Consider the following 26,525-nt stretch of genomic DNA (forward strand, 5'->3'; position numbering starts at 1 on the left):
TCAGGATGACATGGGACCGACGCACGTTCGTCATTGCGAGCGGAGCGAAGCAATCCAGAGCCGGACCAGGACGCCCTGGATTGCTTCGCTCCGCTCGCAATGACGATTCCGGTTCGACATGACGTTACGGGCCGCGAAGAAAAGCGGGGCGTCTCCCCTTCCCTCGCCCCATTACTCTGTTACGCTCACCCCAAAATCAGGAGGATGCATGGCCGGAGAGCAGGACGCCCGCGCAAGCGGCTATGCATGGTATGTGCTGGGGCTGCTGTTCCTGGTCTATGTCCTCAACTTCGTCGATCGACAGGTCATCTCGATCCTCGCCGAGGACATCAAGCGCGACCTGAACCTGCACGACGAGGATCTCGGTTTCCTCTACGGCACCGCCTTCGGGGTCTTCTACGCGCTGTTCGGCATTCCGCTCGGGCGGCTGGCGGACAATTGGCACCGCGTCCGGCTGATGACCGCCGGGCTGACGCTCTGGTCGGCGATGACCGCGCTGTCGGGGCTGTCCACGAACGGCGCACAGCTCGCGGCCGCGCGCGTCGGGGTCGGGGTCGGCGAGGCGACCGCCTCCCCCTCGGCCTATTCGCTGATCTCGGATTATTTCCCCAAGCGGCTGCGCGCCACCGCGCTGTCGATCTATTCGGCGGGCCTGTATGTCGGCGGCGGCTGCTCGCTGTTCATCGGCGGGCTGATCGTCCAGAACTGGAACCGCGCCTATCCCGGCGGGGGACCGCTCGGGCTCGCCGGCTGGCAGGCGGCGTTCCTCGCGGTCGGCGTGCCGGGGCTGGTGCTGGCGCTGGTCGTCGCGACCCTGCGCGAGCCGGTGCGCGGCGCGGTCGAGGGCCTACCCACCCCGCCGCCGCACCCCGCCCCGTTCCGCGCCTTCCGCGACGAGCTGGTCACGATCCTGCCGCCGCTCACGCTGATCGGCGCGGCGCGGCTCGGACGGCGCGCGCTGCGCGTCAACCTTGCGGGACTAGCCGTGACCGTCGCGGTCGTCGCGCTGCTCCACGCGCTCGGCGAGCCGCTGCCGCAATGGATCGCGGTCGGCGTCGGCTTCTATGCGGTCTTCTCCTGGGGCTGCGCGCTGCGGCAGCGCGACCCGCCGACGTTCGCGCTGATCCTCGGCACCCCCGCCTTTCTGTGCACGGTGGTCGCTTATGGCCTCAACGCCTTCATGGCCTATGCGTCGAGCTTCTGGGCGGCGCCCTATGCGATCCGCGTGCTCGGCGTCGCTCCCGCGCAGGCCGGGCTGTTCATCGGCGGCGCCGGCGCGGCGGCGGGGTTCATCGGCGTCACCACCGGCGGGCTGCTCGCCGACCGGCTGCGGCGCAACAACCCCGCCGGGCGGCTGGTGCCGGTGCTGGCGAGCGCGGTGCTGCCGGTCCCGTTCATGATCGCGGGCTATACCACCAATACGCCGATGGTGCTCTATGTCTGCGTGTTCTGCGCGCAGGTGTTCGCGGCCTGGGGGCTCGGCGCCGCCGCTGCCGCGACGCAGGATCTGGTGCTGCCCCGGATGCGGGGCACCGCAACCGCGACCTTCTTCATCGGCACCACGCTGATCGGGCTGGCGCTCGGCCCCTATCTCGCCGGACGGATCTCGACGCTCAGCGGCAGCCTGTCGACGGGGATGCTATCATTGCTGGCGAGCGTGCCGGTCACGCTCGCGGCGGGGCTGGTCGCCTACCGCCGCTTCCCCGCCGCCGAACGCACCCGCGAAGCGCGGGCGCGAGCAGCGGGGGAGCCGATCTAAACCTTCGTCGCCCCGGACTTGATCCGGGGCCGCGCTTCTTCCCCAACGGGCCGGAAAAAGCGGGATCCCGGATCAAGTCCGGGATGACGGGTCCATTTACGACGCCTGGAACACCCCACAGGCGATCCGCCCGCCCGAATTGCCGCTCGGGTCGGTCATCAGATCGTCCGGTCCCGCATGGATCACCATCGCCGCGCCGTCGGCATCGAGCAGCCCGGCCAGCGTCGCCCCCGGAATCACCGCACCGCTCGTGCCGCGCCCGTCGCTGCCGATCACGAGGTTCGGCAGGTCGCCCTGATGCGGCCCCTGCGGGTTCATCGTCCCGTGCTTCTTCTGCGTCGGATTCCAGTGCCCGCCCGCCGTCGTGAAGTCCGGCGCGTCGCAGCGCCCGACCATATGGACGTGCGCGCCATGCGTCCCCGCCGGCATCCCCGTTGCATCGACGGTGAAGCGCACGCCGCCCGCCACCTCGGTCGCGCTCGCGCGGCCGGCCGGTGCGCCGGTCGCAGTCGCCAGCATCGCCACCGCGCGCGCGCCGCCAGCGACCGGCGTGCCAGTGTCCATCTTGCCCTCGTCGTTGCACCCCGCCAGCGACAGCGCCGCCAGCCCGAGCCCCGTCATCGTCAGAACCTGTCGCATCGTCGCTCCTCCCTATAATCTATGTCGCGCCAACCCGCCGCCGCACGGCCCGGTTCCGGCATGGCTATTGATGCCCGTCCGCGATCAGCGCCGCGATCCGCCGCCCGAGATAGGCCGCCTGCATGATCGCCAGCACCAGCCCGATGTTGAGAATTACGATCTCGATCAGGAAGAACCACAGTGGCGTCCCCGCGATCATGCTCAGCCCCAGCAAGATCGTGCGCGGATTGGCGCCCAGCGCCGCCAGCAGCGGCAAGGCGCGCGATCCGATCGTCCGCGCGATCCCGGCGATCCGCCGCCGCTCGGGCGGGTCGGCCTCGGCGCTCGCCACCAGCGCGTTGACGCGCTGCGTCGGGCGCGACAGCGCGTGCCACACGCTGAGATACAGGTTCGACAGCGCCACGCCGATGCCGCGCCCGTCCGATTTCGCGTTCTGCAGCCACGGCGTATTATACGCCCACCATTGATAGGTGCGGCGCTGGCTTTCGGCGAACACCGACTGCACCGCGCGGCTCAGCCCCGCGGCGATCGCGATCGGCCAGGCGATCCAGCCCACGCTGTCGTCCAGCGCCCCCGCCAGCAACAGATACAGCACGCCATGCCCGGCATAGTCGCACAGCCCGTCGACGATCTCGCCCGACGGCGAGGCGCGGCCCGACATCCGCGCCAGCGCGCCGTCCGCCCCGTCGACGACATGCCAGCCGCAATGCAGCGCAAAGCCGATCGCGATCGCCACCGGCGTCGCGACCCAGGCGTAGAGGACCGCGGTCACCATCACCATCACCGCACCGGCGATCGACACCATGTTCGGCGTCACCGGGGTCGGCACCAACGCCTTCGCCAGACGGTGCGCCAGCGGGTGGTATAATACCCTGTTCAGAAAACCTTGCAGCTCGCGCGGCTTTCCCGCCACAGCCGTTTCAGAATCGTTCACGCGGTCCCTCGCGAGATTGCCCCGGTGCGCCTATACAGCGCATCGGCTCGCTTGACAGATGCCACGTATCTGTCACGAAGCGGCAACGTAAAATGGCTTTTCGTCCGACCAGGCGTCGGCAAGCGGGGTAAAATGGCGACGATCAAGGTTGCGGTTATCGGTGTCGGCAACTGCGCAAGCAGCCTAATTCAGGGTAAATATCATTATGCCGGCAGCAACACCGCCGCGGGCCTGATCCACGAGGATATTGGTGGATACAAGGTCGGCGATCTGGAGTTCGTCGCCGCGTTCGACGTCGATTCGCGCAAGGTCGGGCTTGATCTGGGTGAAGCGATCTTCGCCAAGCCGAACTGCACCAAGGTGTTCCATGCCGACGTGCCGAAGACGGGCACGATCGTGAAGATGGGCGCGAAGCTGGACGGCGTCGCGCCGCACATGCTGACCGCGGCCAACGATCGCGGGTTCGAGATCAACGACACGCGCGACGCCGAGAAGGCCGAGATCGTCGCCGAGCTGAAGAACTCGGGCGCCGAGATCCTCGTCAACTTCCTGCCGGTCGGCAGCCAGGACGCGACCGAATTCTACATGGAATGCGCGCTCGAGGCCGGTCTCGGCGTCGTCAACTGCATGCCCGTGTTCATCGCCTCGCGCCCCGAGTGGGAGAAGAAGTTCGCCGACGCCGGCCTGCCGATCATCGGCGACGACGTGAAGGCGCAGGTCGGCGCGACGATCGTCCACCGCGTGCTGTCGAACCTTTTCGGGCAGCGTGGCGTGACGATCGACCACACCTATCAGCTGAACACCGGCGGTAACACCGACTTCATGAACATGCTCGACCGCAACCGGCTGGCGAGCAAGAAGGAGTCGAAGACCGAGGCGGTGCAGGCGGTGATCGCCGAGCGGCTGGCGGACGAGAACATCCACGTCGGCCCGTCGGACTACATTCCGTGGCTGGGCGACAACAAGCTGTGCTTCCTGCGGCTTGAGGGCGACCTGTTCGGCGGCGTGCCGATGAACCTCGAACTGCGCCTGTCGGTCGAGGATTCGCCGAACTCGGCGGCAGTCGTCGTTGACGCGATCCGCTGCGTGAAGCTCGGGCTGGAGCGTGGCATCGGTGGCGCGCTGGAAGGCCCTTCGGCGTTCTTCTGCAAGCACCCGCCGCAGCAGGTGACCGACGACGTGGCGGCCGCGATGACCAACGAGTTCATCCACGCCGACGCGCGCCTCGCCGCCGAATAAGGTCTCGCGACCTTGCACGCGCTGATCGTCGCGGCCGGCTATGGCAGCCGGCTGCGCGAGGTGTCACCTTCGAAACCGCTGACGCTGGTCCACGGCGTCGCGCTGATCGAGCGCGTGCTGCACGCCGCCCGCGCGGGCGGCGTCACCGACGTCACCGTCGTCACCGGCCATGAGGCGGAGCGGCTCGAGCGGCATCTGGCGCTCGCCGCCGCGACGCTCGGGCTGCCGGTGCACTGCGTCCGCACCCCCGACTGGTCGTTGTCGAATGGCCATTCGGTGCTGACCGGCGCCGCGGCGATCGGCGCGCGCCGGCATCTGCTGATGATGGCCGATCATCTCGTCGACCCGGCACTGATCGCGCGCGTCGCCGCCGCGCCCGACGCGGCGCTGACGCTCGGCGTCGACCGCCGGCTCGACAATCCGCTCGTCGACCTCGACGACGTCACGCGCGTCCGTACCGATGGCGAGCGGATCGTCGCGATCGGCAAGCATCTCCCCGACTATGATTGCTACGACACCGGGGTGTTCGCGGTCGATGCGCGCTTCCACGACGCGCTGCGTGCCTCGATCGCGGCCGGCGGTCCGGGCTCGATCTCGGCCGGTGTCGAGGCGCTCGCCGCGACCGGCGAGGCGCGCGTGATCGACATCGGCGACACCTGGTGGCTCGACGTCGACGATCCGAAGGCGCTGATGCAGGCCGAGGCGGCGATGGCGACGCACGACGCCCACCAGCACGCCGCCTGACAGCAACAAAATCTCACCGGCCAGTCCGGAACACGCCAGCAACACAGGTTATTGGTCCCGGCGAATCTGATCGCCGGAGAACCTTATGTCGCACGACCCTCTCCCGACTGCCCAGCGCAGCATCGCCGGCTGGCCCGCCCTGCTCGTGATCTGCGCGCTGATCGTCGGCGTCCTCTACCTCACGCTCGGCCGCAACGAGCCCGCCGCGCGCGTCAAGCCGGCGACCGGCTCCGCGCAGGCGATGGCGCTCGCCGCCGAGCAGCCGGGACGGAAGTAATCCTCCCGTCATCCCGGACCTGATCCGGGATCCCGCTTTGCCCGGCAAAAGAAAGAAGCGGGCTCCCGGATCAAGGCTCTCCTGAGCTTGTCGAAGGGTCCGGGGCGACGAACGAGGGCCTGCGGAGAGGCCATTGGTCACGGATCATCGCCCCGGCCCGCGCGTTGTTTCCACCATGACCGACCCCGCCGACCCCCAGCATCGCCGCCGGACCGCCTTCGACAAGGACACCGGCAAGTTCGGCCAGGGCTATACGCTCGACGACGAGCGCAAGCTCGCCACCGACATGCCCGCCGGTTCCGTCGCGCCCCGCCCGTCGCAGCTGAGCGGGTCGGAGGGCGATGCCGGCCGTCGCGCCTCGTTCGATCCTGCGACCGGCGCGGTGCGCGGCAGCGGCGCGAGTGCTGGCGGTGGCCACGACGGCGAGGACCCGAGCGACGATCGTGCGGGCGGCTCCGGTGCGCCGCTGACCGGGGTCGGCACGGACTGACGATCATGGCGGCCGAATTCGACATCGTCCTGTTCGGCGCGACCGGGTTCACCGGCAAGCTCGTCGCCGACTATCTCGCCCGGCGCGACCCGGACGGGCTGCGTTGGGCGATCGCCGGCCGCGACGCCACCAAACTGGCCACGGTCCGTGACGAGTTGGCCATCGACGTGCCGATGGTCATCGCCGACAGCGACGACGCCGCCACGCTGGAGGCGATGTGCCGGCGCGCCACGGTCGTCATCAGCACGGTCGGCCCCTACCAACTCCACGGCGGCAAACTCGTCGCCGCCTGCGCCGCCACCGGCACCGCTTATGTCGATCTGTGCGGCGAGCCGGCGTGGATGCGCCAGATGATCGACGCCCATCACGACGAAGCGCAGCGCAGCGGCGCACGGATCGTCTTCTCGTGCGGGTTCGACTCGATCCCCTTCGATCTCGGCGTGCTGACGCTGCAGGAGGCGGCGCTCGCGCGCTTCGGCACGCCCGTTCCGCGCATCAAGGCACGCGTCCGGCGCATGAAAGGCGGCTTTTCCGGTGGCACCGCGGCCAGCCTCAAGGCGACCCTCGCCGCCGCCGCGCGCCAGCCTTCGCTGTTCGGGCTGCTGAGCGACCCGTTCGCGCTCACCCCCGGCCACGCCGGCCCGCACCAGCCGAGCGGACTGCTTCCCGAGTTCGACCCGACGCTGCAATCCTGGGTCGCGCCCTTCATCATGGCGCCGATCAATACCAAGAACGTTCACCGCACCAACTTCCTGCTCGGGCAGCGCTGGGGCGATCTGGTCTATGACGAGATGGTGGTGACCGGGCTCGGCGATCTCGGCAAGGCCGCCGCCGACGCGCTGGCGAAGCTCAATCCGTTCGCGGGCGACAAGGGTCCGAACTCGGGCGAAGGGCCTTCGAAGGAAGAACGCGACGCCGGCCACTTCGACATCCTCCTCGCCGGGCTGATGCCCGACGGCACGCGCCTCGACGCGGTCGTGACCGGCGACAGCGACCCCGGCTATGGCTGCACGTCGAAAATGCTTGCCGAGAGCGCCTTGTGCCTGCTCCGCGACGTCGACGCCGCGGGCGGGATCTGGACGCCCGGCGCGATCATGGGCGCACCATTGCGCGACCGCCTGATCGCACGCGCGGGGATGACGTTTACGGCGGGTTGATCCCGCTCGTCGCCATGGGTTCTAAAGCTCACCGACCTTCCGCCACTCCGTCATTGCGAGCGTAGCGAAGCAATCCAGAGCCGGACCGGGACGCCCTGGATTGCTTCGCTACGCTCGCAATGACGGTCGTGCTCGGATCGCTCCGGGCACCCGGCGTAAAGCCTACCCCTCCCCTTCCGACGCGGTCTCGCGCTCGACCTGCCCGTCCAGCACTGCCAGCAACTCCCGCGCGCTATACGGCTTGGCGAGCAGGTGCATGTTCGGCGCCGCCACCTCGACCGCCCCGATGTCGCCGCTCGCCACGACGATGCGGACGCCCGGATGCAACTCGGCGGCGCGTCCCGCCAGTTCCAGCCCCGACGTTCCCGGCAGATGCACGTCGGTCACCAGCACGTCGATCGGCGCGGTCTGCAATGCCGCCATCGCCTCCTCGGCGCTCGCGGCATCCACGACGACATGCCCCGCCTCCTGCAACACCTCGGCGGTGGCGCTGCGGATCAGCGCATCGTCCTCGACCAACAGGATCGTCCGCCGTGCGGCGGCGGGCTCGGCGGCACGCGGCACCGGTGGCACGCGCGGAGCGAGGATCTGCTGACGCTGCCCCTGATTGGCGAGCACATGCCGCACCTTCCGCGCCAGCGCTTCCCGCGTATACGGCTTGGACAGCAGCTCGACGCCCGCATCCAGCCGCCCGCCGTGGACGATCGAATTCTCGGTATAGCCGCTGGTGAACAGCACCGCGATGTCGGGCAGCCGCTCGCGCGCCTTGCGCGCCAGTTCGGGGCTCTTGAGCGTCCCGGGCATCACCACGTCGGTGAACAGCAGGTCGATCGGAATGCCGCTCTCCACGACGCTCAGCGCGCTCTGCGCATCGACCGCCTTGAGCACGCGATAGCCGAGGTCGCCCAGCATCTCGACCACGGTGGCGCGGACCTCGTCATCGTCCTCGACCACCAGCACCGTCTCGGTGCCGCCGGTGATCGGGCCGTTGTCGAGCACCACCTCGATGTCCTCGCTCTCCATCGCGCGCGGCAGATAGAGGCGGATCGTCGAGCCGTGCCCCGGCTCCGAATAGATGTTCACATGCCCGCCGGACTGTTTGACGAAGCCATAGACCATCGACAGCCCCAGCCCCGAGCCCTTGCCCTCCGCCTTGGTGGAGAAGAACGGCTCGAACACCTTGGCGACCACCTCGTCGGACATGCCGCAGCCGGTGTCGCTCACCGCCAGCATCACATATTGCCCCGGCTCGACCTCGTCGTGGCGGCGGGCGTAGTCATCGTCGAGATGCGCGTTCGCCAACTCGATCGTCAGCTTGCCCTGCCCGTCCATCGCGTCGCGGGCGTTGATCGCCAGGTTGAGCAACGCATTCTCGATCTGGCCCGGATCGATGAAGGTGTTCCACAACCCGCCGCCGAAGATCGTCTCGACCTCGATCCCCTCGCCGATCGCGCGGCGCAGCATGTCGTCCATCCCGCGCACGAAGCGCGTGACGTTGACGACCTTCGGCTCCAGCGCCTGCCGCCGCCCGAACGCCAGCAATTGCGCCGCCAGCCGCGACCCGCGCGACACCCCCGCCAGCGCATTCGCGACGCGCGTCTCGGCGCGCTCGTTGCCGGCGATGTCCTTCTGCAACAGCTGGAGGTTGCCCGAGACGACCTGCAGCAGATTGTTGAAGTCGTGCGCGACGCCGCCGGTCAGCTTGCCGACCGTCTCCATCTTCTGCGCCTGCGCCAGCTTGCGCTCGGCGGCGTGGCGCGACGCGATCTCCTCGATCACGCGCGTCTCCAGCGTCTCGTTGAGCTGGCGGAGCTGATCCTCGGCGCGCTCGCGGTGGCGCACCTGCCGCTCGAGCTGCTCGGCATGGTCGCGCAACGCGGCCTCGGCGGCGCGTTGATGCGTGATGTCGGTATGGACGCCGACCCATTCCGCGACCTCGCCATGCGAGTCGATCCGCGGCACCGCGCGCACCGCGAAGGTCCGCCACGTCCCGCAATGGCGGCGCACGCGATGCTCGAAGACGAAGGTCGACTTCGACTCGACCGCCTTGCGCCACGCATTCACCGTCGGCTGCGCATCGTCCGGGTGGACCGCATCGGCCCAGCCATAGCCCTGATATTGCTCGGGCGTCTGCCCGGTCAGCATCGCCCAGCCGAGTTGCTCGCCGACCATCCGCCCCTCGGCGTCATTGGTCCAGAGCACGCCGTGCATCGCCTCCATCGCGGCGCGGAAGCGCGCGTTGCTGGCGTTCAGCGCCTCCTCGCGCCGCACGCGTTCCTCGACGTCGAGCACGATCACCTGGAAGCCGAGCACCGCGCCCTGTTCGTCGAAACGCGGCAGGTAACGGATGTCGGCGCGACGCCACGATCCGTCGCCATGCTGGATCAGCGAGTCCTCGACGATCGTCTCGCCCGCCAGCGCGCGCTCCATCAGCGGACGGCGGCGCTCGAAATTCTCCGCACCGATCACGTCGCGGGTATGGCGGCCGATCACATCGTCCGCGCCGATCCCGAACCATTCGTAATAATGCTGGTTGGCGTAGCGATAGACCAGATCGCGGTCGATGAACGACACCAGCAGCGGCAGCGCGTCGGTGACCATCCGCAACTCGCCCTCGCTGGCAGCGAGCCGCCGCTCCAGCAACAGCCGGGTCGTATTGTCGATCACGGTGCACAGCACGCCGCCGGGTTTGCCGTCGCCCTCGATCACCGGCGTGTAGAACAGGTCGAAGAACAATTCGGTCGGCCCGCCCTCGCGGATCAGCGTCAGCGGCTGATCGCGATAGCTGACGACCTCGCCCGCCAGCCCGCGGTCGATGATCGCGCGATTCCAGTCGGCGATTTCCGGGAACACCGCCGCCGCGGTCTTGCCCATACCGCCGGGGTGCCGCGCGCCCAGTATCTCGCGATAGGCGTCATTATAGAGCAGCACGCCGTCACGGCCCCACATCAGCACCTTCGGCACCGGCGAGTTGACGACATTCGCCACCGTCACGCGCAACGCGGGCGACCAACGCTCGACCGGGCCAAGCGCGTGGCCCGACCAGTCGGCATCGCGGATCATCGCGCCGCATTCGCCGCCGCCGACCGGCCAGACGCCCGGCAATTCCCGCGGTACCGGCCCGTCGCGCAACAGCTTCAACGCGGTGCGGACGACCTCACTGGCATTGCCATAGTCGCCGGTCGCCAGACTGTCGGTGACGAAGGCGTCCAGTTCCGGGGTGAGCGAGACATTGCGCGATTGACGTTGGGCCATGATGCGAATGTCTGCCTCGCTCCACCCTGTGTCAATGAGTGACACAAGGCGTTTGACCTAGATTGAACAGGTTAATTATCCATTAATCCATCCGGCGCGGAACGCGCGCTGCTTGCCGCTCAGCTTGCCGCCGATCGTCTCGGCCCGCACGATCTCCAGCCGCGGATCGGTGAGCGCGCGGACGCTGCGCTGCTGCTCCGCCCCTTGGCGCGCGAAGCGGATCGTCACGGTCTGGCCCGGCGTCAGCCGCTCCAGCATCGCCGCCCAGCCCGCCGCGTCGACCACCGCCGCGCCATCGACCGCCACGATCCGGTCCCCGGCATCCAGCCCCGCCCCGTCAAGCGGTGAGCCCGGCAGCGGAGCGGCGGCGAGCACCACGCCCGCCGGCGTCGCGGTCACGCCGCCCGCGCCGATCCAGCCATGCCGCGGTGCGGCCGGGCGCAGCACCAGCCCCGCCTGCGCGAGCAGCGGCGCGAAATCGGGCAAGCCGCTGCTGTTGACCGTGCTCGCGAAGAAGCCGTCGGCGAAGGCGGCGTCGCCGGTGACAGTCGCCAGCCCGCGCCGCAGGTCATCGGGCGTATAGGGCCGCTCGCTACGTCCGTAGGTCTGCCACAGATAACGCATCACATCGTCGAGCGACCGCTTCGGGAAGCGTTGCCGGATCGACAGGTCCAGCGCCAGCGCGACCACCTGTCCATAGGGATAATAGGACAGGAACACGTCCGGCGCGACCGGATCGATCGAGGTCGCCGCGTCGGCGAACGGCGCGCGCAGGCTCATCTCCTGCGGCCCACCGTTGCGTCGCGCGGGCGAGAACAGGACGGTGTTGAGCGCCCCTGCGGTCGTTCGCGCCCAGCCGTCGACGTCGGTCAGCCCGGCGCGACGCAGCATCAACGGCCCGTAGTAATTGGTGAACCCTTCCGCGAACCACAAAGACGGCGTGGCATTGGCGCGGGTGAAGTCGAACGGCTCCAGCTCGCGCGGGCGCAGCCGTTCGACGTTCCAGGCATGAAAAAATTCATGCGAGATCGTCGAAAGCTGCCCGGCGTTGATGCCGTCGAGCGGCACCGGCATCGTCACCACCGTCGAATTGCGGTGCTCCATCCCGTCGCCGGAGATTTGCGGCGTGTAATCGGCGAGGAACGTGTAGCTGCCATGGTCGAAGCGCGGCCATTCACCGAACAGCTTGCGATGCTGCGGGATCAACTGCTTCACCTGCGCCGCCAGCCGGTCGACATCGGCACCGGTGCCGTCGTGGTGCACCGCCAGCCGGATCGTGTAACGCTGCTTGCCTTCCCCGACCGGCCATTCGCGCACGTCCTGCCGCGCGATCTCGATCGGGCTGTCCATCAGATATTGCAGGTCGGACGCGGCAAAGGTGTTCGGCTGCCCGGCGACCGGCGGCAATTGCGTTGCGATCGTCCAGGCGGGGTCGGGCGAGACGATCCGCACCCGCACCGGCGCGGCGTCGAAGCCGCTCGCCCACATCAGTGCGGCCGGCGGGTTGAGGTGCGCGTGGCGCGTGTCGATCTGCGCATAAGTGCCGTCGCCGCGATTGCCGAACAGCGTGTAGCTGACCACCACCGTCCCGTCGTGCCCCGCGACGCTCCAGCCGTAAGGATCGTTGCGGGTGAGCGCCAACGGCCGCCCGGCACCGTCGTGGGCGGTCACGGAGGAGACGTTCTTCGCGAATTCGTGCAGCGCGTAACGGCCCGGCGAGGAACGCGCCATCTGCACGCGCAGCGGCCCCGCCGGCACGCCGCGAAACGTCACCACCACCTGCGCGCGGTGATGCGCCGCATCGGGGAAGGACAGGTCGTAGCGGACATCACGCGCGGCTTGCGCCCACGTCGGCGTCGCCACCACCAGCCCGCCTGCCACCATTATCCATGCCGCCCGCATGTCCATCTCCTCCGCCGCCTGCGCCCCCTTGAGCACGCGCGACGCGGCGCGGCAATCACCCTTGCCGCGCGCGAATCTTCAGCGAGGATGAACCGATGGCGACACGACGGGTTCTAGCAACAAGGTTCGCACGATAATGGAACGACTTACGATGCCCGATCCGCGCCAAGCGCCGCCGCGTCCGACGTCATCGACAGGGGATCGGCGATGAGCCTGCGGCTCAAGTCCCTCACCGATCAGGTCATTCTCATCACCGGCGCCAGCTCGGGGATCGGCCTCGTCACCGCACGGCTCGCGGCGCGGCGCGGCGCGCGCGTGGTGCTGGTGTCGCGCGACGGCGACGCGCTGGTGCGGATCGTCCGCGAGATCACGGAGGCGGGCGGCCAGGCCGATTTCGCGATCGCCGATGTCGGCGACCTGCGCGATGTCCAGCGCGCGGCGACCAAGGCGGTCGAACGATTCGGGCGGATCGATACCTGGGTCAACGACGCCGGGGTCGCGATCTACGCCAAGTTGCTCGACACGCCGATGGCCGAACATGAGCAACTGTTGCGCACCAATTATCTCGGCACGGTCCACGGCTGCCTCACCGCGGTCGAGCATCTGCAACGCGCCGGCGGCGCGCTGATCACGATCGGTTCGATCGTCTCCGACATCCCCAGCCCCGGCATGGGTGCCTATGCGGCAAGCAAACACGCCGTGAAAGGCTATGTCGATTCACTGCGGATCGAGATCAACGCCGATCGCCTGCCGATCTCGGTCACGCTCATCAAGCCGTCGGGGATCGACACGCCGATCGCAGACCATGCCGCCAATCATCTCGACGGCGCGGCATTGCTCCCGCCGCCGGTCTACGACCCCGAACTGGTCGCCGAGGCGATCCTCGACGCCGCGCAGCATCGCCGCCGCGACGTGACGGTGGGCGGGACCGGGCGCCTGCAGGTGCTGACCGCGCAGCATTTCCCCGGGCTGCTCGACCGGCTCGGTCCGACGTTGCTGCCGTGGCTGCGCGATCCGAAGCGCGCGCCGAGCCGCCACGACAATCTCGCCGCGCCGGTCGCGAACGGCGACGAGCGCTCGCAGGACCAGCATGGCCGCCGCCTTAGCGTCTACGAGACCGCCGGTCGCCATCCGCTCGCCACCGCCACCGCCGCCGGAGCGGCGATGGGACTGGCCGCGCTGGCCTTTTTGGGTCAGCGCCGGGTTGACCGCTAGGCGGGGAGCGGGAATGTCTGTGTCGATCAAGAGCAGGGGCTGCGCTGTTTTGTCCAAAGAACGCCCGCCGGCAATGACATGAGCGCCGGGTCGCCCACCACGGTTCTGATCGTCGAGGACGAACTGTTCGTGCGCATGATCGGTGCCGACGCACTCGAAGAGGCCGGTTACGCGGTGATCGAAGCCGCAAGCGCCGATGAGGCGCTGGCGGTGCTCGAAGAGGCCGACAATGTCGAGGTGCTGTTCACCGACATCAGGATGCCGGGTTCGATGGACGGATTGAAGCTGGCCGAGGTCGTCCACGAACGCTGGCCGGCGATCCGTATCCTGCTCACCTCGGGTGACACGCGTCCGTCGCGCGACGACATTCCCGACGACGGCCGCTTCCTCGCCAAACCCTATCGGTTCGAAAGCCTCTCGCGCGAACTGACGACGTTGCTCGACAGCCGCTGACGCCTTTTCCCTTCGCTGCCCGGGCGCACCATCCCGCCCTTGCGCCCCCGCCCCGCGCCACCTATGTCTCCGGCAACGCGGGCGCCCTTGCGGCGCCCTCCTTCGCGCGCCTTTCCTTTTTTCGTCTTCTCGGCTAAGGCCGCGCGCACTCAACGCGAAAGAGACCCCGTTTGGCGAAAGAAGAACTCCTCGAGATGCGCGGGCAGGTGGTGGAGCTGCTGCCCAATGCGATGTTCCGCGTCCGGCTCGAGAACGATCACGAAATCCTCGGCCACACCGCCGGCAAGATGCGCAAGAACCGCATCCGCGTGCTGGTCGGCGACGAAGTCCTGGTGGAACTGACCCCGTACGATCTGACCAAGGGGCGGATCACCTACCGCTTCATGCCGGGTCGCGGCGGCCCCGGCCCGTCCTGATCCTGTCCCCGCGCCCGCGACCGGGCGCGCGACCATGACCCGTCTCGTTCTCGCCTCCTCCTCACCGCGCCGTCGCGACCTGCTCGCGCGGATCGGGGTCGTGCCCGACCGGATCGTCGCGCCCGAGATCGACGAGACGCCGCACCCGCGCGAACTACCGCGCGCCTATGCGCTGCGCCTCGCGGTCGAAAAGGCGCGCGCGGTGCCACGCGAGCCGGGAGAAGCGGTGCTGGCCGGGGACACCACGATCGCGGTCGGCCGTCGCATCCTGCCCCCCGCTACCGACGAGGCGATCCAGCGCGAGCTGCTCGGCCTGCTGTCCGGCCGGCGTCACCACGCCCTGTCGGCGGTCTGCGCGATCGCGGCCGACGGCACCGAGCGCGTCCGGCTCGCCGACACGATCGTCGCCTTCAAACCGCTCTCCCCTGCCGAGATCGACGCGTACATCGCGTGCGGCGAGGGGCTCGGCAAGGCGGGCGGCTATGCGATCCAAGGCCGCGCCGAGGCGTTCGTGCGCTTCCTGCATGGCAGCCATTCGGGTGTCGTCGGCCTCCCGCTGTTTGAAACCCGCGCGTTGCTCGCGGCCAGCGGCGTCGCCTTTGGCTGAATGGCTCTACGAGGACGGGATCGGCGAGGCGCGTGCCGCGCTGGTCGCCGGTGATCGCATTCTCGCCGCGCGGATCGAACTCCCTGAAACCTTGCGCGTCGGCACCGTCGCGCGCGCGCGGCTGACCGAGAAGCTGGTCGCGACGCTCGACGACGGGCAGGAGGTGATGCTCGACCGCGCGCTACCTGGTGTAACCCTCGGCGCTGCGATCACGATCGAGGTGATCCGCGAGGCGATCCCCGAACCCGGCCGCGCCAAGCGCCCGCGCGCGCGCGTCACCGATGCCGCCCCTGTTCCCGGCCCCGACCTGCTCGCGCGCATCACCGCCTCGCCGCACCCGGTTCGCACGCTCCGCGCGCATCAACCCGACGCCCTTGAAGCGGCGGGCTGGTCGGAGGTGATCGAGGAAGCGCAGAGCGGCGAGATCTCCTTCGCTGGCGGCGCGCTGCGCATGACCCCGACCCCGGCGATGACGCTGTTCGACGTCGACGGAGATGGCCCGCTCGACCAGCTTGCGGTCCGCGCCGCCACCGCCGTCGCGCACGCGATCCGCCGCCATGGCATCGGCGGGTCGATCGGCATCGACTTCCCGACCATCGCGGGCAAGGCGCTTCGTCAGGAGGTCGCCGCCGCGCTCGACGCCGCGCTGCCGCCGCCGTTCGAGCGCACCGCGGTCAACGGCTTCGGCTTCCTCCAGATCGTCCGCCCACGCCCGCGCGCCTCGCTGCCCGAGCGCGTCCGCGACGATCCGGTCGGCAGCGCCGCGCGCGTTGCCTTGCGCCAGCTCGAACGCGTGCCCTCGACCGCACCCAACGCGATCCGCCTCCCCAATGCAGTCGGCGCGCGCCTCGAATCTCGCCCCGACTGGATCGAGCTACTGGTGCGTCGCACCGGCCGCGCCCCCATATTCGATTGATGAGCATGTCCCGCTGCCCGATCTGCACCGCGCCTGCGGTCCCCGACCATGCGCCGTTCTGCAGCCGCGGCTGCAAGGATCGCGACCTGCTGCAATGGCTCGGCGAAGGTTATCGCCTGCCCGGCGAAACAATCGACACGGAATCGCTGGACAGCCGCTCCGACACCGATTAGGGGACGCGCCTCGCCGCTGAAAAGCGGTGCGCCCAAGTAGCTCAGTTGGTAGAGCATGCGACTGAAAATCGCAGTGTCGGTGGTTCGATCCCGCCCTTGGGCACCATCCCTTCCCTAACGGCCTGAAATGCCTGGGAAACCGCAGAAATCCGCCACTCTCCTCTCCGAACTCGGTACAAACACCGGGACACAAACGGACATGGCGAAGCTTCCTGACTGGGTCCGCAAAGAGGCGACTGGCCGCGTCATCTTTCGACGGGTCTATCCGGAAGCGCTCCGTCCCTTCCTAGCCAAACCGGGTCAACGTGAGCTGAAGGTTCCGCTTGGGCCAAGGACGTCGTGAGCGTCGAAGCTTACCGCGTCTATGATGCCGCTAAGCGCCGCTTCGAACTCGACGTGCAGCGGGCACGAGCGCTGCAAAGCGTCGAGGAGAAACAAGCCGCCGGGGTTGTCGATCGGCTTGGGCCTGAGATGATCGCGCACTTGGTTGGCGCTTGTAAGGAGCACCAGCTCGCCATTGATGATGAGGCTCGGTGGACGCCGCGCACCCGTGAGCGCAAGCTTCAGGCCCGAACGGCCCTGCGCGAAAACGCGAAGCACGACCTTGAAGAGGCAAAGGGGCTGAAGGCTCTCGGCGACATGGAGACCATCCTCGACATTTGGGGGTGGGCCGCGATTGAGTATGCAGGCCTTCACGGCCTCAATGTCGACCTGGAGACGCCGGGGTTTATGCCGTACCTCCAAGCGTTCCACGACACCCAGATAGAGGTCTGGGAAGCAATTCTCCGCCGCACGGACGGAGAGGCCGTACCTACGCCACCAGCGCCACCCCGCCGCCCCCAGCCTGAGCGGGCCAACAGGTCGAACGGTCGCGGCACTCATCAAAGCCTACCGCGCCGCCAAGTGGGACGCATGGAGCCAGTCGAGCCGGACGGCCGTGGCGCCAGTCTTTCGCTTGCTCATGGACACGATCGCGGAACGTGATGTGCGTTCAATCACCCGAGAGGACGCTCATGGACCTGGTGCGTCAGCTCCCGGCCGGCATGGGGCGCAAGGCGGAGCTGAAGGACCTCTCCGCCCCCGCCGCGATCGAGAAGGGGCGCCAGCTCGGGCTATCGACCATCTCACCCGGCACCATAAACGTCGGATACCTGGCGCACATGTCGGCTCTGTTCGGCTGGGCCGAGAAGGAGGATTGGGCCGACAAGAACCCGTTCAAAGGGCTGGCCGTCCATGATCCCGTGGAGGCCCGCGACAAGCGCGATCCGTTCTCGATGGACCAACTCGCCACGCTGTTCTCGGCTGCGCCTTGGAGCCGCCCGCTGCCTCACGATGACAAGCGGCCTGGAAGGTTCTGGGTCCCGCTCATTGCACTGTTCACGGGTATGCGCCTGGGCGAGATAGCCGGACTGCGCCTTATGGACGTAGAGGATCGCAACGGCGTGTCGGTCTTCAACATCCGACCGTACGAAGGCCGGTCGCTCAAGAACCCGGAGAGCCGTGGGACTGAGCCACCTGTACCGATAGACCTCGAAGCTCTCCTCGCCGCCAACGGCCCATCAGCACCGATCAAAACACGGGTCCGCGCCATCGAACTTCACGCGACTACAGCGACCCACGCTTATGCCCATCCGACCCTGCGGGCCCTGAGAAGGGCCCACAAGCCCCTCAGGGACTCGCTAGACTTGATCGAGATGCCCAAGCTACGAAAGTAGTCTGAAGGTCGCGAATGGCGCTCAAGGAGCTTCTGGGGGCATTTCGTGGGCCGCAGCCGGTTGACCAGCTTCTCGAAGGCGCTCGCGGGCGGCTTCGTGCACATTGACCGGGGTGGCTGCGAGGACGCGACGCACCATCGCCTCCAGGAACCGGCCCGGGCAAAGGTTCGGTGGAGTTTGGTCGGTTAGCACGGTCACTTTCGGTAGGCCGGCAACGATCGCCTCGGCGGTGTCGTTCGCCATCGAAGCGGCGGGAACCGCATCCAGGTCTGCCTCATCGTTCAACGCAGGCATTCCGCTGGGCTCTTCGGGACGGGTATCCGGCGGTGCTACAGCATCATCGTACTTCATGAGGATAACGCACGTGGCATGATAGGCGTCATCTTCTTGGCCAAGCTTGGCCAGAAGGTCGAAGAGCCAATTCGCGGCCCTAGGCTCCTTATGGAGAATGTCGGACCTAAGCGCGAACGCGAAGCCGAGCGCCGCAAGGGGATGCCGCAGTCGAAGGTTCTTTGCGTCTCCGTACGACTCCTCAATCCGATTAGGCGCGTTCTTCCCGTACGAAGAGTCCATCCGCTTCGTCGAAATAAGAAGCTCTGGCCCGGTGTCCCAGCCGGTCATGATCACATCGACTTGCTTGAAGTAATTTTTTCCGAGTATCGACGCGGACGCCATGGTCACGCCCGGAATAGCGCCGGCGCTGTTAACCCGCTTCGTCACTCCTTCCCTAAGCTCTTTCGGAAGAGTCTTGATCAGCTTGGCGACCGAGCTCGGCAAAATACGCGGATGCTTCGGCCGAGGCCAAACTTGATCTTCATCGAAGCCCGCTCGGCGAAGCTCGTAACTCAACCAAACATCCAGGGCGAGTGCCGGCACCCCAGACTGAGTTCCCGCCCGCAGGTGTAAGGGAACACCAAGCAACTGCTCAAGGACGCGGTAGTCCGGCACGTACCGGACCTTACCTTCACCCTCTGCGATCCACGGGCTCGTGTGGGTGTCGTCGCGCTTCGCCTCCTCCACGATGTGGTCGAACAAAGCCCACGCTTCCGCCTTTGCTGTCGGCGCCTTCGCGTCAGTCGGCATAGTGACGCCAGCGCTGGAGCGATCCGATGGCGTCCTCGACCTCTTCAACCTTCGCAGCCGAGACGGCCTTCTGAGCCGGAAACAGCAACCTCCCGGCCTCTCGGGGCTCCAGCTTGAGCATGCCGCCGCCGAGGGCATGGCCTTCAAGCTCGCAGCTCAAGCGGAGGAACGGCGACGACCACATCGGCATAAGCTTCGCCGCGAGAGTCTTATCCCGGACGCGTATGGAGTGGACGCTGTTCGTGCACGAGACCCCGGCCAGGTTCCTGACGAGATTGACGTTCCGGCCCGACATGTAGCTCATGACGTAGTCGGGTATCTGCACGTCGGGCACGACGTACCATGGCGCACGGGTACGGCACTTGTAGCCCAAGCGCGCTTCGAGCCCGGCGCTACTGTCGAGGTATTGGCTCACCGCACGAGGCAGTTCCACGTCCCGTCGGAGCCTGAGGAGCAACATGGGATCATCGTTGCTGGCCCATGCCGCCACCGTGCCCTTCGTGATCTCTGAGCCTGGCATAGCGCGGCCGTTCCGAAGGGCGGGCTGGAGGAACTGGCCCGGAATGCGGAGCCGCTTCGCCTCAGACGGGCGCAGGTGGAAGAATTGGTTGTCGCCGCTGATGTAGCCGATACCCACGTTCGCGAAGTCGGACAGTCGGTGAGACCGAGGGTCCTCGACGGTTGTTGCGTAGATATGCCGCACCGAAGCGGGAAGCAGGTATGGGCGGAGACGCCGGTTCCACACCGATCGCCACTCATCCAGAGCAATACGAGTGGTGGCCGGCGGCGGCGTTTTGTCCGGAGCGAAGCGATCCACGACAGTCATTTCGATCGCGTCGGCAGTCCCCCCAAAGCCGTCCGTGTACAGGAGCCAGCAGTCCTCCGACAGGGTTGGGAAGAGCTTCTCCCGCACCGCGATCACCCGCACGGTCGAAAAGGACCGAACAAGGTAGTCTAGGAGCGGAGCCGCATACGGCGCATGGCCAATCTCGGCCGGGACGACGAACGCCATGCGACCGCCGCGCTTCAGGAGGCCGGCTGTGGCGACAAGGAAGGGCGCCCAGGATGACGACAGGCCGCTGAAGGTCGCGCCAAGGTCCTCGCAGAGGGCTAGCGCTCGGCGACGCACTTCGCCCTTAAAGTTCTGGTAGCGGATAAACGGCGGGTTGCCGGCAGCGCACTCGAAACGCTCACGAGTTCCCCCAGCCCACGTGAAGAAATCGCCCTCATGAACGAGAGCACTTGGGGCGCGCTCTATCGCCTCATGAGCCGAGACAGGATTCTGCTCGATGCCAACGCTGTTAGGGTGAAGGGCTATGAAGCGCCCGTCACCACACGAGGGGTCGAGCATCCGGTCTCGTGGCTTGCGACATGCCCAGGCGACTAGGGCGGCGCTGACATCGTCAGGTGTGAAGTAGGCGCCCGAGCGCTTCTGTGAGAACTCCGGAGCGATCGTCACCATCTCCCGCACCTTACCTCGCCCCGCCGTTACCCATCCACCTTGATAGGAACATAACTGGAACAAACCCTTGCCGCAACAGCCAGCTCATTGCTGGGCTTGCTCCAAATGGCAACAGGGCATTCGCCATTTTTGGGCGCAAGCCAGCGCCGCCTCACTTGCGGGCGTCACGAGCTGGCCAGCGACTGACAGATGGCGCTTGGCGGCGCTCCGGTAGCCTCAACGGCCTTCATCATCGCATCGAACGTCACCGTCCTCAGCTCGTCCACGACCTGGGCGCGGGCCGGCAAGAACCATTGGTCTTCACGGGCCACGAAACCTAGGACCGTCGTCTCCACTAGGTGCTTGTTGACCGACATAGAGAACGCCAAGCCTTGCGGCGTATCGTGCTCGCCCCAGACGACGATGAGGGGCAACTCGGCCGATCGGGCCTCAAAGTCCTCTTCGGACGTGACGTCCGGCCTGTAGTGCAGCTCTAGCCCGCCGTTCTGGGATAGCACGCCGACGACAAGACCCTTGAGGATGAACTCCATTTCCTCGTCGGTCCGCTCGCGCTTCGGCTTCGGCTTCTTGAACCATCCGAACATGTCGGTCTCCCCGGCCCTGTGGCGCCTTCGATGATGAACGGGTACGCCACCGTCATCAAGTCGGCTCAGTATGCAGGTTGAAGGTACCCGATGAGACTGAAGGTTTGGCATCGCATCGGCATCGTTCTATCGGTCCTATGGACAGTCGGCGGCGGCGGTTGGCAAGCCGTGCAGATGGGCAAACTCGCAGCGGAGCAAGGCGAGCTGACCTACTCGCTTTGCTACTCCGGCTCGCATCCCTCGTCGCCGGAAGCAGTCTGCGAGGCTCAAGCTCAAAGGACCAGAGATGCTTACCGTGAAGGGCTGTGGACGGAGGTTGCTGCGCGAACCTTCCTCCCACTTGCTCTTGCCTGGGCAGCCGCCTTCCTGGCCATCTGGGTCACCCGCTGGGTGCTTGCAGGACGAGAGAAGCCGGTCGATTGATGTGAAGGTATGGGACGCCGTAGAAAGGTCAAGACGCCCTGCCCCGTAGTGACAGAAGAAGCAGGGCGTCCCGGTGAGGCATTACGCGCCTCAACGCCGTCTTTATACATTAATCGTGAAGATCGTGTGGCCGCCATGAGGCAAAGTCGCCCCGCTCCCGACCGTCGCCGAGAAGCGGGGCGAGGTCATCCGTAGTGACCCGAGCGTACCCTGAGCACTTTCAATCCCCGGCGCAACCGCACGTCCGATCCCGAAAGGAGACGCGCGTATCGCGTCTGGCTGTCTCGATGGTCAGGGCGTTGCAAACGTTACCCGCCCCCACGCAAAAAGGGCCCCGGTTGCAGCCCGGAACCCTCTCAGTCGACGATGCGGGGTCCTTCCGCCCGTCTTCCCGATCGCCCCGGCCTAGTTGCAGCTCGCCGGGGTCTTCAGGGTCTATGCGGGCCGCCTGGTCCTTCGACGGCCCGTAAGGTGTTGTGACGTCAGAGGGCGGCTAGAAGTGCCTCAAGGTCCGCTCGACGCAAGACGACATTCTGCCTTCCTTGGTCGCTGTCCTGGAACACGACAACGATGTCACTGTCCATAACACACGCTTCGCCATCCTCTAGGACGATCGCGTCTCCCATACTCATAATGCTCCGAGCCCCATAGCCGTTCGCTGCAAATGTCAGCGACCCCCGGCAAGTTCCGCATACCCAGAAAGTGTTGATGCGTCAATACTAACCACAACATCTTACAACATTCTACAAATGTGAAAACTCCCCGATTGCAGAGTTTCCCCGATCATAGATCGTTTAACGCACCGCCTCGGCGTTAAGCGACGGAGTCTTGATTTGGCACAAGCTCCCAATACATACACATTTGTCTCCCTTGCTCCTCTCTTTCGTCTGTCTACAGGGCGCCGCAACGAAAGGGGGCAGCATGAAGACTCTCATCAAGGTCGTAGATCACTACCTCAAGGTCAATGAGGAGCTAGGGCACCTAAATCCAACGGTACGCTACCATTCGAGTCCTATCCGATCGTCGGAGATCGGCGCGATGCAGTTCCGAACGGTCAAGGAGCAAGACCTACGGGAATACTGTAGTAAGCGCTTGCTGAGTGTGAGCGCCGCAACTGTTGATGGCGAGCTTCGGCTCATACGTCGCGCTCTTGAGCACGCCCTCGGCGGGACTCGTGCTCGCCCTGCCCGCAATCCGGCGCAGAACGTTCGGATCGTCGCCGACAAGCGACAGCCGCCCACCATCACTCGCGACCAATTTGAGTGCATCTTGGCCGCGTTGGCGAAGAAGCCGGCAATTCGCGCCTTGGTGGACCTCGCGGTCGAGACGAAGATGCGTCGGGGGGAGCTTCTCGCGCTGCTGTGGGAGGACGTGGATTTGGACGGCGGCAAAGCGCACCTACGCGGCACCGCGACCTTTGCGCCCCGCACGGTCCGGCTCAGCGAGAAGGCCGTTGCGATCCTCAGGGGTCTGGACGCGCCCTATTACCGGGTCTCCCACATCTCAATCGCCAAGCTCCGCTGGGCCTTCGAGGCGGCGTGTCGCTCGGCCGGCTTGGAGGGCGTAAGGTTCAACGAGCTTCGCTACTTCGCGGATCGTGTCAGCCGTTCGGACGAAGCCGAGAAGAGCTAGGCACCCTCCCCCGCGCAATCCTCCGGCTTGCTGCCTGCCTTCAATTTGGTACAAGCAACGGTACAATCCCCCGTGTTCGGAAGAGATAGGAACGACGGATTTCCGGGCCTTTCAGGCCATCAGTGCCCTTCCCGCCCTTGGGCACCATTTCCTTTTCGATGATGATCCCGGCCAATGCGCGCCGGAAATCAGCCGCGCTAGCCCGGTCAAGCCATTGGCCCGCGCAAGCGCCGATGGAGCGCCTCAGCTTCGGCTGGGCACCCGCTCCGGCTCGTTCGCGCGGTAAACGCACAGGTCATGCCCGTCATAGGTCGGACGCAACGCAGCGGCCCCGGTCGGGCAATGATCGACGACGAACGCGATCCCGTTGCGCCGTGCATAGGCGACACGCTCTGGAAGCGAATGGAGGCTTAGCACGTCGGACACGCGCCGGTGCCACTCGCCATAATAGCTCGGCGTCCACATGGCGGCGGCGCCTTCCTTGAACCCCACCCAGACGCGGCGCTGCGCGGCCGCTTCGAACACGTCGCCGCCGGGGACGAACGGCGGCTCACGATCGTCATGCGGCAGCGAGCCGCCGAAATTGATGTTCTTCGTCGGCAGCAGAAAGCGGTCACCGGGCGCGCTACGCTGACGCGCCCAGGTGGCCATCGCCAGCCACTCGCGCTGTCCGGCGCGGAACCGCGCATCGCTCACCAGCGACGTTCTGATCGCCCAGCCGACCGAGACGGCCATGACCAGCAGCGCGACACCCGCGATCCAGCGCTGCGCAGCGGCAAGCGGCAGAAGCCGTGCCCGCCGCAGCAGCAACACGACCGGCACCAGCAGGATCAGATAGGGTCCCGCCACGAGCAACAGCGCGAGCAAAGGTGCCCAGACCCGGCGGTCGACCTGTGCGTCGCCGTCCAGCAATCGGGCGATCGTCGCGGCCACGGCGACCACGGTGATGATGACGATAATGGCGCTCGACCGCAGCAGATGCAGGTTGAGGATGGTCGGCGAGCGGGTGATCAACGGCACGATCGCACCGACCAGCCAGATCGCGGCATAGGAGATCAGCACGGCCCGTAACGCGGTTCGCGCGTGCCCCTCCAGCATGAGGCTGGCCACCCACGTCGTGACGACCAGCCCGGCAAGCGCGACCAAATCACGCTTGGCGACCTGATCGACCAGGAAGTGCATCGGCCAATAGTCGCGCAGGAACGTCGGATAATCGAAGGTCGGTGCGCGCCCGAACTCTGGATTGCCGAACACGTTCATCAGCACCGGAACGATCAACGGCAGGCTGGCGATGCCGCCGACCAGCACGCGCGGCGCCAGCCCGCGAACCGACACCGCACCCCGCATGAGCGACAGGATCGCCAGCACCGCCAGCGCCGGGGCCAGCCAGACCGCCATGAACATGTTGATGAAGAAAGTGACGCTCCAGGCGAGCACCGCAGCCCCGAACCGATCGCGCATCGCCAGCGCCAGTGCGATCAACGTCGTGCCGTTGGCGAGTTCCGAATGCGTGAAGATCGGCACCAGCAGGCCCCCGTCGCCGGCCGGAGCGGTGCCACGCAGCGCAAAAGCGAGCGCGACCAGCACCAGGAACACGCACTTCTGCCTCAAATCGACGACGCACAATGGCCGCGCCATCGCCAGCACGCCGACGAAGAACAGGAACCGCGACGCGACCTGCAATGGCAGGAAGAAGCCGAGCATCGTGTCGCGGTCGGCGACGTGGCGCATCAGCATCCAGAAGCCGGAGGCGTAGAAACGGATCGACTGGACGAACGCATCGCCCCGGAAATTCTGCTGGTCGTACAGCCCGGTCAGGATCGGCAGGTGGAACAGGTTGTTGCCGGCACCCGATTGATGCCCGGTGATCGCGATCGTCAGCCACGCACAGAGGAAGGCGATGACGACCGGCCCGAGCCGTTGCCAGCGAGCGCGGTCCATCAGATCGCCGCCAGGAAGATCGCGAACAGCGCGATGCCCGCAATGCGCCAGTTGCGGTCGCGAAGCGCGAAGACGATCGGGTCATCGTCCATCTCGCCGCGATGCGCCATCATCAACATGCGGCCGAGCAGATACAGCAGCAACGGGCAAATCGCGCCCAGCACCCAGGGACGCGTATAATTGGCGGCGACGACCGGCGAGGCGACGTACAGTGCGAACACGGTGACCGAATTGACCGCACTCGCCGCCGCCAGCGCGCCGATCACGGTCAGGTCCTCCTTGCGGTAATTGCGATTTGAGGGATCGGCGAGATCCTGAAGCAACCGCACCCGCAACTCGGTATAGCGTTTGATGAGCGCGAGTGCGGTGAAGAAGAACAGCGAGAAGATCGCCAGCCAGCTCGACAGCACCACCTGCGTCGCCACCGCGCCGCCAGCGATCCGCGCGGTGTAGAGCAGCGACAATGTGATGCTGTCGACCAGCATCTTGCGCTTGATGAAGGTCGAATAGGCCAGCGTCATGACGAAATAGGCGGCCACGACCGCGAGCAGCGCCAGCGAGGCACTGGCCGCGACCACGCCGCCCAGGCAGATCAGCACCACGCTGGCGCCGATCGCGCTCGGCGCCTGGATCAGCCCGAACGGGATCGGACGCTTCTTCTTGCTCGGATGGCCGCGATCGGCGCGGATGTCGATCAGGTCGTTGATCAGATAGACGCTGGACGCGATCAGGCAGAAGGCGACGAACGCCGTTAGACATGCCACGATCGTGTCCAGATCGAAGCGATGCGCGGCCAGCATCGGCACGAACACCAGCACGTTCTTGCTATATTGGTGAACGCGCATCGCGCGCAGCCACACGCCGAGGCGCGACAATTCGCGCTCGGGCAATCGCTCATGCGCGATCCCCAGCCGGTCGAGCCGCCGGGTCAGCCGCCCCTTGGGCGCGACGACATAGGCGCGCCGTGCGCATTGCCACACCGGGATGTCCGCGAAGCTGTTGCCGACATAATCGAAGCCGCGATCGCCGAACGTCTCGGCGAGGAAGGTCGCCTTGCGGACGTCGGTCAGGTTGCGCTCGATCGTGGTGGCGAACACGCCATCGAAGCAGCCGAGATGCGCGGCGATCGCCTCGGCGCGCGTGACGTGGCTGCCCGTCGCCAGATAGACCTTGCGCCCTTGCCGGCGCGCCGCGTCGATCAAATCGATCACGGCGGCATTGTACGGCAGGTGTGCCGCGTCGAAGGTCGCGCGTTCCGAAATGTAGTGCTTGGCCGCTGCCTTGCCGCGCAGCATATGGGAGAAGATCGGTCCCGACGTCATCGGGTTCGCACCGATCTCCGACAACAGATCCTCCCAGAAGATGTCGCCGTGGAACAGCGTGCCGTCCAGATCGACGATCAGCGGCGTCGCATCCACCCCCGAGTTGGTTTCCATCTTCGCGCGTGCCTCCGATGCGCCGTACCCGCCCCCCGGCGCCGATCGTCGCGCCGCGTCTTTAGGATCGGTG

25 protein-coding genes and 1 tRNA gene are annotated in these 26,525 nt (G+C 66.8%); 17 read left to right on the forward strand and 9 right to left on the reverse strand.

Going from position 1 to position 26,525, the window contains the following annotated elements; all coding sequences use genetic code 11:
- The first annotated feature begins 208 nt into the window (after positions 1-208).
- On the forward strand, positions 209-1,759 hold the full coding sequence (locus PGN16_RS09170) for a spinster family MFS transporter (RefSeq protein ID WP_335309106.1): 1,551 nt from the start codon (positions 209-211) through the stop codon (positions 1,757-1,759).
- Between the two features lie 96 nt (positions 1,760-1,855).
- Here the strand turns inward: PGN16_RS09170 and PGN16_RS09175 are convergent, their stop codons facing one another.
- Positions 1,856-2,398: a superoxide dismutase family protein gene (locus PGN16_RS09175; RefSeq protein ID WP_335309107.1), complete on the reverse strand. Its 543-nt coding sequence runs from the start codon at positions 2,396-2,398 to the stop codon at positions 1,856-1,858.
- A 64-nt stretch (positions 2,399-2,462) separates the two neighbouring features.
- On the reverse strand, positions 2,463-3,332 hold the full coding sequence (locus PGN16_RS09180; RefSeq protein ID WP_335309108.1) for a CDP-alcohol phosphatidyltransferase family protein: 870 nt from the start codon (positions 3,330-3,332) through the stop codon (positions 2,463-2,465).
- A gap of 132 nt (positions 3,333-3,464) precedes the next feature.
- Between PGN16_RS09180 and PGN16_RS09185 the strand changes: the two genes are divergently transcribed.
- The 5 genes from PGN16_RS09185 to PGN16_RS09205 all read left to right on the forward strand — a co-directional run bounded on the left by PGN16_RS09185 (position 3,465) and on the right by PGN16_RS09205 (position 7,239).
- A complete protein-coding gene (locus PGN16_RS09185) occupies positions 3,465-4,571 on the forward strand; it encodes an inositol-3-phosphate synthase (protein ID WP_335309109.1) in 1,107 nt (368 codons plus the stop codon).
- Between the two features lie 12 nt (positions 4,572-4,583).
- On the forward strand, positions 4,584-5,315 hold the full coding sequence (locus PGN16_RS09190) for a phosphocholine cytidylyltransferase family protein (protein WP_335309110.1): 732 nt from the start codon (positions 4,584-4,586) through the stop codon (positions 5,313-5,315).
- A gap of 85 nt (positions 5,316-5,400) precedes the next feature.
- Positions 5,401-5,592 carry a hypothetical protein gene (locus tag PGN16_RS09195; protein ID WP_335309111.1) on the forward strand — a complete coding sequence of 64 codons (192 nt, stop codon included), beginning with the start codon at positions 5,401-5,403 and terminating at the stop codon, positions 5,590-5,592.
- A 175-nt stretch (positions 5,593-5,767) separates the two neighbouring features.
- A complete protein-coding gene (locus tag PGN16_RS09200) occupies positions 5,768-6,082 on the forward strand; it encodes a hypothetical protein (RefSeq protein ID WP_335309112.1) in 315 nt (104 codons plus the stop codon).
- Positions 6,083-6,087: 5 nt separating this feature from the next.
- Positions 6,088-7,239 carry a saccharopine dehydrogenase family protein gene (locus PGN16_RS09205; protein WP_335309113.1) on the forward strand — a complete coding sequence of 384 codons (1,152 nt, stop codon included), beginning with the start codon at positions 6,088-6,090 and terminating at the stop codon, positions 7,237-7,239.
- A gap of 162 nt (positions 7,240-7,401) precedes the next feature.
- Here PGN16_RS09205 and PGN16_RS09210 read toward each other — a convergent pair whose 3' ends face one another.
- Together PGN16_RS09210 and PGN16_RS09215 are read right to left on the reverse strand one after the other, a co-directional pair.
- Positions 7,402-10,494 carry a PAS domain-containing protein gene (locus tag PGN16_RS09210; RefSeq protein WP_335309114.1) on the reverse strand — a complete coding sequence of 1,031 codons (3,093 nt, stop codon included), beginning with the start codon at positions 10,492-10,494 and terminating at the stop codon, positions 7,402-7,404.
- 75 nt (positions 10,495-10,569) lie between these two features.
- Positions 10,570-12,432: a M61 family metallopeptidase gene (locus tag PGN16_RS09215; RefSeq protein ID WP_335309115.1), complete on the reverse strand. Its 1,863-nt coding sequence runs from the start codon at positions 12,430-12,432 to the stop codon at positions 10,570-10,572.
- Positions 12,433-12,603: 171 nt separating this feature from the next.
- Between PGN16_RS09215 and PGN16_RS09220 the strand changes: the two genes are divergently transcribed.
- The 9 genes from PGN16_RS09220 to PGN16_RS09260 all read left to right on the forward strand — a co-directional run bounded on the left by PGN16_RS09220 (position 12,604) and on the right by PGN16_RS09260 (position 17,891).
- The gene (locus PGN16_RS09220) at positions 12,604-13,611 is read left to right on the forward strand and encodes an SDR family oxidoreductase (RefSeq protein WP_335309116.1); all 1,008 of its coding nucleotides are present in this window, start codon (positions 12,604-12,606) and stop codon (positions 13,609-13,611) included.
- Positions 13,612-13,689: 78 nt separating this feature from the next.
- On the forward strand, positions 13,690-14,064 hold the full coding sequence (locus tag PGN16_RS09225) for a response regulator (protein WP_335309117.1): 375 nt from the start codon (positions 13,690-13,692) through the stop codon (positions 14,062-14,064).
- A gap of 170 nt (positions 14,065-14,234) precedes the next feature.
- Positions 14,235-14,480 (forward strand): translation initiation factor IF-1, encoded by a 246-nt coding sequence (infA, locus tag PGN16_RS09230; protein WP_022685627.1) that lies wholly within the window; start codon positions 14,235-14,237, stop codon positions 14,478-14,480.
- A 34-nt stretch (positions 14,481-14,514) separates the two neighbouring features.
- Positions 14,515-15,087: a Maf family protein gene (locus PGN16_RS09235; protein WP_335309118.1), complete on the forward strand. Its 573-nt coding sequence runs from the start codon at positions 14,515-14,517 to the stop codon at positions 15,085-15,087.
- A complete protein-coding gene (locus PGN16_RS09240; protein ID WP_335309119.1) occupies positions 15,080-16,003 on the forward strand; it encodes a ribonuclease in 924 nt (307 codons plus the stop codon). Before PGN16_RS09235 ends, PGN16_RS09240 begins: the two co-directional genes overlap by 8 nt.
- On the forward strand, positions 16,003-16,176 hold the full coding sequence (locus PGN16_RS09245; protein WP_335309120.1) for a DNA gyrase inhibitor YacG: 174 nt from the start codon (positions 16,003-16,005) through the stop codon (positions 16,174-16,176). Before PGN16_RS09240 ends, PGN16_RS09245 begins: the two co-directional genes overlap by 1 nt.
- A gap of 30 nt (positions 16,177-16,206) precedes the next feature.
- A tRNA-Phe gene (locus PGN16_RS09250) sits at positions 16,207-16,282 on the forward strand.
- Positions 16,283-16,515: 233 nt separating this feature from the next.
- On the forward strand, positions 16,516-17,160 hold the full coding sequence (locus tag PGN16_RS09255; protein WP_335309121.1) for a hypothetical protein: 645 nt from the start codon (positions 16,516-16,518) through the stop codon (positions 17,158-17,160).
- 29 nt (positions 17,161-17,189) lie between these two features.
- A complete protein-coding gene (locus PGN16_RS09260) occupies positions 17,190-17,891 on the forward strand; it encodes a hypothetical protein (RefSeq protein ID WP_335309122.1) in 702 nt (233 codons plus the stop codon).
- Positions 17,892-17,912: 21 nt separating this feature from the next.
- Here PGN16_RS09260 and PGN16_RS09265 read toward each other — a convergent pair whose 3' ends face one another.
- The 3 genes from PGN16_RS09265 to PGN16_RS09275 form a co-directional block, all read right to left on the reverse strand.
- Positions 17,913-18,974 carry a hypothetical protein gene (locus tag PGN16_RS09265; RefSeq protein ID WP_335309123.1) on the reverse strand — a complete coding sequence of 354 codons (1,062 nt, stop codon included), beginning with the start codon at positions 18,972-18,974 and terminating at the stop codon, positions 17,913-17,915.
- Entirely contained in the window at positions 18,964-20,436 is a 1,473-nt protein-coding gene (locus PGN16_RS09270) for an Eco57I restriction-modification methylase domain-containing protein (RefSeq protein WP_335309124.1), read from the reverse strand. The genes PGN16_RS09265 and PGN16_RS09270 overlap by 11 nt, the downstream gene beginning before the upstream one ends.
- A gap of 164 nt (positions 20,437-20,600) precedes the next feature.
- Positions 20,601-21,020 carry a hypothetical protein gene (locus tag PGN16_RS09275; protein WP_335309125.1) on the reverse strand — a complete coding sequence of 140 codons (420 nt, stop codon included), beginning with the start codon at positions 21,018-21,020 and terminating at the stop codon, positions 20,601-20,603.
- Positions 21,021-21,110: 90 nt separating this feature from the next.
- Between PGN16_RS09275 and PGN16_RS09280 the strand changes: the two genes are divergently transcribed.
- Together PGN16_RS09280 and PGN16_RS09285 are read left to right on the forward strand one after the other, a co-directional pair.
- Positions 21,111-21,443 (forward strand): hypothetical protein, encoded by a 333-nt coding sequence (locus PGN16_RS09280; RefSeq protein WP_335309126.1) that lies wholly within the window; start codon positions 21,111-21,113, stop codon positions 21,441-21,443.
- A gap of 921 nt (positions 21,444-22,364) precedes the next feature.
- A complete protein-coding gene (locus PGN16_RS09285; protein WP_335309127.1) occupies positions 22,365-23,075 on the forward strand; it encodes a tyrosine-type recombinase/integrase in 711 nt (236 codons plus the stop codon).
- 243 nt (positions 23,076-23,318) lie between these two features.
- Here the strand turns inward: PGN16_RS09285 and PGN16_RS09290 are convergent, their stop codons facing one another.
- Together PGN16_RS09290 and PGN16_RS09295 are read right to left on the reverse strand one after the other, a co-directional pair.
- Positions 23,319-25,016: a hypothetical protein gene (locus tag PGN16_RS09290; protein WP_335309128.1), complete on the reverse strand. Its 1,698-nt coding sequence runs from the start codon at positions 25,014-25,016 to the stop codon at positions 23,319-23,321.
- Positions 25,016-26,452, reverse strand: coding sequence for a UbiA family prenyltransferase (locus PGN16_RS09295; RefSeq protein ID WP_335309129.1), 1,437 nt, complete (start codon positions 26,450-26,452; stop codon positions 25,016-25,018). The genes PGN16_RS09290 and PGN16_RS09295 overlap by 1 nt, the downstream gene beginning before the upstream one ends.
- Positions 26,453-26,525 lie beyond the last annotated feature (73 nt).

Origin of the sequence: Sphingomonas phyllosphaerae (genome assembly GCF_036946485.1) — a bacterium.
In the GTDB taxonomy this organism is placed as follows: domain Bacteria; phylum Pseudomonadota; class Alphaproteobacteria; order Sphingomonadales; family Sphingomonadaceae; genus Sphingomonas; species Sphingomonas phyllosphaerae_E.

Bases quoted from the DNA above. Each gene is read 5' to 3' on its own strand.
- PGN16_RS09170 (WP_335309106.1), top strand. From the start codon at position 209: ATGGCCGGAGAGCAGGACGCCCGCGCAAGCGGCTATGCATGGTATGTG.
- PGN16_RS09175 (WP_335309107.1), bottom strand. From the start codon at position 2,398: ATGCGACAGGTTCTGACGATGACGGGGCTCGGGCTGGCGGCGCTGTCG.
- PGN16_RS09185 (WP_335309109.1), top strand. From the start codon at position 3,465: ATGGCGACGATCAAGGTTGCGGTTATCGGTGTCGGCAACTGCGCAAGC.
- PGN16_RS09195 (WP_335309111.1), top strand. From the start codon at position 5,401: ATGTCGCACGACCCTCTCCCGACTGCCCAGCGCAGCATCGCCGGCTGG.
- PGN16_RS09200 (WP_335309112.1), top strand. From the start codon at position 5,768: ATGACCGACCCCGCCGACCCCCAGCATCGCCGCCGGACCGCCTTCGAC.
- PGN16_RS09205 (WP_335309113.1), top strand. From the start codon at position 6,088: ATGGCGGCCGAATTCGACATCGTCCTGTTCGGCGCGACCGGGTTCACC.
- PGN16_RS09210 (WP_335309114.1), bottom strand. From the start codon at position 10,494: ATGGCCCAACGTCAATCGCGCAATGTCTCGCTCACCCCGGAACTGGAC.
- PGN16_RS09220 (WP_335309116.1), top strand. From the start codon at position 12,604: ATGAGCCTGCGGCTCAAGTCCCTCACCGATCAGGTCATTCTCATCACC.
- PGN16_RS09225 (WP_335309117.1), top strand. From the start codon at position 13,690: ATGAGCGCCGGGTCGCCCACCACGGTTCTGATCGTCGAGGACGAACTG.
- PGN16_RS09235 (WP_335309118.1), top strand. From the start codon at position 14,515: ATGACCCGTCTCGTTCTCGCCTCCTCCTCACCGCGCCGTCGCGACCTG.
- PGN16_RS09245 (WP_335309120.1), top strand. From the start codon at position 16,003: ATGAGCATGTCCCGCTGCCCGATCTGCACCGCGCCTGCGGTCCCCGAC.
- PGN16_RS09260 (WP_335309122.1), top strand. From the start codon at position 17,190: ATGGACCTGGTGCGTCAGCTCCCGGCCGGCATGGGGCGCAAGGCGGAG.
- PGN16_RS09265 (WP_335309123.1), bottom strand. From the start codon at position 18,974: ATGCCGACTGACGCGAAGGCGCCGACAGCAAAGGCGGAAGCGTGGGCT.
- PGN16_RS09270 (WP_335309124.1), bottom strand. From the start codon at position 20,436: ATGGTGACGATCGCTCCGGAGTTCTCACAGAAGCGCTCGGGCGCCTAC.
- PGN16_RS09275 (WP_335309125.1), bottom strand. From the start codon at position 21,020: ATGTTCGGATGGTTCAAGAAGCCGAAGCCGAAGCGCGAGCGGACCGAC.
- PGN16_RS09280 (WP_335309126.1), top strand. From the start codon at position 21,111: ATGAGACTGAAGGTTTGGCATCGCATCGGCATCGTTCTATCGGTCCTA.
- PGN16_RS09285 (WP_335309127.1), top strand. From the start codon at position 22,365: ATGAAGACTCTCATCAAGGTCGTAGATCACTACCTCAAGGTCAATGAG.
- PGN16_RS09290 (WP_335309128.1), bottom strand. From the start codon at position 25,016: ATGGACCGCGCTCGCTGGCAACGGCTCGGGCCGGTCGTCATCGCCTTC.
- PGN16_RS09295 (WP_335309129.1), bottom strand. From the start codon at position 26,452: ATGGAAACCAACTCGGGGGTGGATGCGACGCCGCTGATCGTCGATCTG.